We start from the raw sequence: 4,474 nt of genomic DNA, 5'->3' as shown, positions 1-4,474 counted from the left end.
AAAAAATCAATGTATTGTATAAATATCTCAATTTATCTGGTTTTTTAAAAAACAATCTTGTAAAACCTTTTATTAGTAATTTCCATTTAGAAACTGTTGGATCAATCATTAAAATTGGAGCATTTGCGTTAAATCGATAAAAATCAAATTCAAACTCTAAGTTAGAAGAAATTCCTCCACTAAAAAGCAAATCACTCTCGGTTAATGTTTTAGGATTTAAATAATAGCCTCCATCACCAATACTTCCAAACTTAAAAAGAGATGTATCTTTTTTTAAATAAGATTCAACAAAATACTTATAATAAGAATCTGAATTTAGCTTATTCATTTAATAACGTTTTTATATTCTCCCAAATCTTTTTAGAAGATTCACTTGGTGTTTCTCCTGCAATAATTTTAAACCAATCTTTACCAACTGAAACATTAGATACTTTACCAGCTAAAACAGATTTAACTATAGTTTCTAATTGCGTTTTATCTTCGCAGAAAACAGCAGCGTCTTTTGTTGGCATTGATCTAAAATGGACATATTTATAATTTTGTCCAATATCTCTAATTCCTTTTTTAAGTTGTGGTTGCTCGTAATTATAATATATACAAGGTTTGTTATGTGCTACAAAATCAAATACAGTACTAGAACATACATTTGTGACCATTTCTGAATGATAACATACATTCACCAACATTTCGAAATCTTCTTTTGCAGGTAAAATTTGATTCCATTGGCTACCAATTTGTTTCCAAATAGGATCTATTTTAGTAATTACATCTTTATAATCTGACACTACTTTATCATAACGTGTTGTGAAATCTACTGGACATTTACGATATATAATACCAATATTTTCGCCTCTAAAATTTAGACCTCTTACGGCTTTAGCTAAATCTTCTAAATAATACTGATCTAAAGGAGACGTAGTTTCATCATCTCCAGAGAAACAGATGTATTTTTTATTAGGATCTAAATTTTGTTCAACAAAAAAAGTTTCTCTTGATTTTATAAGACTTTTATCAAAGTGAGGCTCAAATTGTGGTGTTCCAGTTACAAAAACTTGATTTTCTTTAACAAACGGATAATATTGAAGTACTTCTCGCTTCATATGTTCACTCCACACAAAGTAATAGTCAGTTTCTACAACTTGCATTGCTTTTGGTACATTATCCCATGAATACACAAATGCAATAGTTGGAATACCTAAATCTTTAGCCGCTAGTAGTGCTGAAATAGATTGTGTTGCACGTTGTGTGGTACAAAATATCAAATCAGGTTTTTGCGCTTCTAATTGTGCTTTACAGTAAGCGTATTTTGGGTTTTTTCGTTCTAAAGTATTAATTTTTTTACGAATACGCTCTATACCTTTTTCGGAATTATACTGAGCTATTAAAATCTTAGTATATAAACTTTTAAGTGTGTTTTTTAAGCCTTTATAATTAAATGGGAATTTATAGGTTGGATAAACAGAATCGCTAAATTTCTTTTCAGAAACATTTAATTCAACATGTTTTCTAGCTCTTGTATATAATGGCGTTAATGGATTTATTTGGTTGTTTTCTATCTTAACCTCTTTAAAACCCAAATTATCTTTTAAAGAAAATATGGTGTTATTCCAATACGTTATATCAAACCCCATTTGTTCACCAATATTTTTAAAATTGGTAAAAGCAAAGTTCCTTAAGCCTACGCCATCTGGAAAAAACACAAATACTTTTTTATTCATTACTCAAAAATTAGCTCTCTTTAAAATAAAATACACTTATTTAATTATTGCATTATGTAATGGCTTCCTTTAATTCTATTAGTTTCTCTACTTAATTCTACTTTATCCTTGATAGCTTTTAATAACTTAAACTCTTTATAAAAATAATTAGCTTTTGATAAATTCAACCTCAAAAAATTTTTAATTAACTGACGCTTTACATAATTTACTTTTACCGAATATTTGTTAGGATAATCATTATTTAAAATATTACAGTATTGTATTTTATATTCTCTCTCTTTTATTTTAATGGCTTCCTTAATTGACAAACTACTCAGGTTATGCATATTTTGTTCACGATCGTGATTTACAAAACAATTAGGCACAACTCCTACAAGATAATTGTGATATAATATTCTATGACAATAATTATCATCTTCTCCATAATGAAAAAAAGCTGGATCAAAACCACCAACTTCCTTAATAACTTTTGAAGGGATAAACCAAGCAGCTGCATTTATAAATGGAAAAGAATATACCGTTTTTAATTTATTAGTAAAAGCATCTATATATAACTTTGGATTTCTATCTTGTCCTATATATCTTGAAAAATTAGCATCTAACGCTAAATCATTTCCGTTTAAATGAATTGGACTTAAAATACCATACTTTTTATTGTTTTTATGTACTTCTATTAGTTTAGATAGCGTATCTTTTTTAAGATAAGCATCTTGATTTAATAAAAAAATAAAATCTATATTTCTCTTTAGTGCAATTGAAATTCCTAAATTATTTCCAGCTCCAAAACCTAAATTTGTTTCACTTTCAATTAAGGTAATGTCTTTATGGTTCTTTTTTAAATAGCTGGTTGTATCATCATTACTATTGTTATCAACAATAATTATTTCTGGTGTAACAGAGCTTTCATAAATACTCTTTAAGCATTTCTCTATCCATTTTATTCCATTAAACGTCACAATTACTATAGCTACTTGTTTCATATTTGTGATGAATTAGAAAAAATTCTTAATTTTAAAAATTCCCTTTTTTCTATCTTCAAAAGCATAATCAAGGTGTTCTACATCATTTTGATATCGATCTAAAACCAATTTCTGATAACTTGAGGTATAAAAATCAGAATAATGACTCATTTTTTTTACAGACTTTTTTTCATGATTAGAAAATTCTTCTGAAATATTTAAAGCTTTTAAAACTCTAGAAAAATCTGTTTTTAAGTTTTCAAACCTTCCAACAAAATCTAATTTAAACTCACCTTTACTATCAAAGAAATCTGTTTGATTTAATAAATGATCACCTCTATATTCTTTAACCGAAACATCATTTAAAACTTTACTAAACTTACCTTTTTTAAGAATAAAGTTCTTAAACGAATCTCTTTTTCCTGTGTCCTTCATTATCCATTGATAATCTGAATATGCTCTATCCCAAGGATTTCTAACTATTGTAAATTTGTAATAACTATTCCATTGCTCTTCTGTAATAAGCTCTGTTTCTATTAATTGCTTTGTTGTTGCATGTTGAAGATGAATTTTTCTTTTAGGACACCAACCATAAAGCACATTATAATTTGGTGTACGCCAACTTACTTTTAAATCTTTATTAAAAAATTTAAAAACACTACTTCCTGCACATTTAGGAACATGGATAAAAATTACTTTATGCTCGTGATTTATCAATTTATAACGTGATTATTTTATTCTTAATCCTTAATTTAAAAAATTTTCGACCTGCTCTTAATTCAAACCTAAATTATCTTTTAAGAAAATTAAACGAATTAAAATTTTAGAATTTATATCGTTTATTAATAGTCCTTTAAAATTTGTTAATCGTAAATTAATCTACCCTTTTTGATTTTTCAATTTATCTCGTTGCACTTGCTCTATTGGCAAAATATCTGTTGGTTTATATGATAACGCATCATAAACCGCAGTTAAATCTCTTGAGAGTTTACGTAGGCCCATTGGCTCTAAAGAAGCTGAATGATCTGTTCCTTTCCAAGTTCTATCTAAAGTATAATGACGTTCTATAACGTTTGCTCCTAATGTATATGCAGCAACATCTACCGCTATTCCTAAATGGTGTCCAGAAAAACCAATGTGTTTAACATCGTTTCCGTATTTTTCTTTTAAAAGATTAATATCTAATAAACATACATCTTTAAAAGGCACTGGATAACCAGAAGTACAATTGTAAAGCACTAAATCTTTATTTCTGTTATGAGATTTAAAAAGTGTTACTAAATCGCTTATTTCATCTTTAGTAGTCATTCCAGTTGAAATATGAATTTCACCTTTATAATTTTTACATAGCCAGTCTAACATAGCTATATTATTATTGCAAGCTGAAGGAATTTTAATAAACTCTGGATTTAATGATGCGATTTCTTTAGCAGAAGTCACATCCCAAACAGATGTTGAATATACTACATCTAAGTCTTCGCAAAATGTTTTTAATTCTTGATGTTGCTCTACATTAAACTCTAAAAACTCTCTATGTGCTCCATAAGTGTCTCCATAAGAATTTATAGGATTAGGATGCGCTGCATTATATTGCTCCTCTGTTAATAATTCTTTATTATGACGCTTTTGAAACTTTACAGCATCTACATTACAGAAAATTTTCGCTACTTTAATTAACTCCTTAGCCGTTTCCATATTTCCTTTATGGTTACAACCTATTTCTGCTATTACGTATGGTTTTTTAATCTCCATTTATTTTAAAATCTTTTATTGTATGTTTTTATAAATTCGCAAGCT

Annotated in this window: 5 protein-coding genes; all 5 read right to left on the bottom strand. The window is 27.6% G+C overall.

All coding sequences use genetic code 11. The features are described from left to right. On the bottom strand, positions 1–328 hold a 328-nt coding region (locus ACFDSN_RS11225; RefSeq protein WP_375239949.1), incomplete at its 3' end, for a hypothetical protein. Further along, complete coding sequence (locus ACFDSN_RS11220) at positions 321–1,718, bottom strand: UDP-glycosyltransferase (protein WP_375239948.1); 1,398 nt, start codon at positions 1,716–1,718, stop codon at positions 321–323. The genes ACFDSN_RS11220 and ACFDSN_RS11225, both read right to left, overlap by 8 nt. A gap of 44 nt (positions 1,719–1,762) precedes the next feature. Then, complete coding sequence (locus tag ACFDSN_RS11215) at positions 1,763–2,698, bottom strand: glycosyltransferase family 2 protein (protein ID WP_375239947.1); 936 nt, start codon at positions 2,696–2,698, stop codon at positions 1,763–1,765. A 12-nt stretch (positions 2,699–2,710) separates the two neighbouring features. Further along, complete coding sequence (locus ACFDSN_RS11210) at positions 2,711–3,394, bottom strand: sulfotransferase family 2 domain-containing protein (RefSeq protein ID WP_375239946.1); 684 nt, start codon at positions 3,392–3,394, stop codon at positions 2,711–2,713. A 162-nt stretch (positions 3,395–3,556) separates the two neighbouring features. After that, positions 3,557–4,429: an N-acetylneuraminate synthase family protein gene (locus ACFDSN_RS11205; protein ID WP_375239945.1), complete on the bottom strand. Its 873-nt coding sequence runs from the start codon at positions 4,427–4,429 to the stop codon at positions 3,557–3,559. Positions 4,430–4,474 lie beyond the last annotated feature (45 nt).

It is taken from the genome of Aurantibacter sp. (assembly GCF_042094015.1).
GTDB lineage: Bacteria > Bacteroidota > Bacteroidia > Flavobacteriales > Flavobacteriaceae > Aurantibacter.
Note: the sequence above shows the minus strand (reverse complement) of the source record. Positions and strands in the feature narration are given on the sequence as shown.

Excerpts from the sequence above, each read along its gene's own strand:
- ACFDSN_RS11220 (WP_375239948.1), bottom strand. The coding sequence starts at position 1,718 with ATGAATAAAAAAGTATTTGTGTTTTTTCCAGATGGCGTAGGCTTAAGG.
- ACFDSN_RS11215 (WP_375239947.1), bottom strand. The coding sequence starts at position 2,698 with ATGAAACAAGTAGCTATAGTAATTGTGACGTTTAATGGAATAAAATGG.
- ACFDSN_RS11205 (WP_375239945.1), bottom strand. The coding sequence starts at position 4,429 with ATGGAGATTAAAAAACCATACGTAATAGCAGAAATAGGTTGTAACCAT.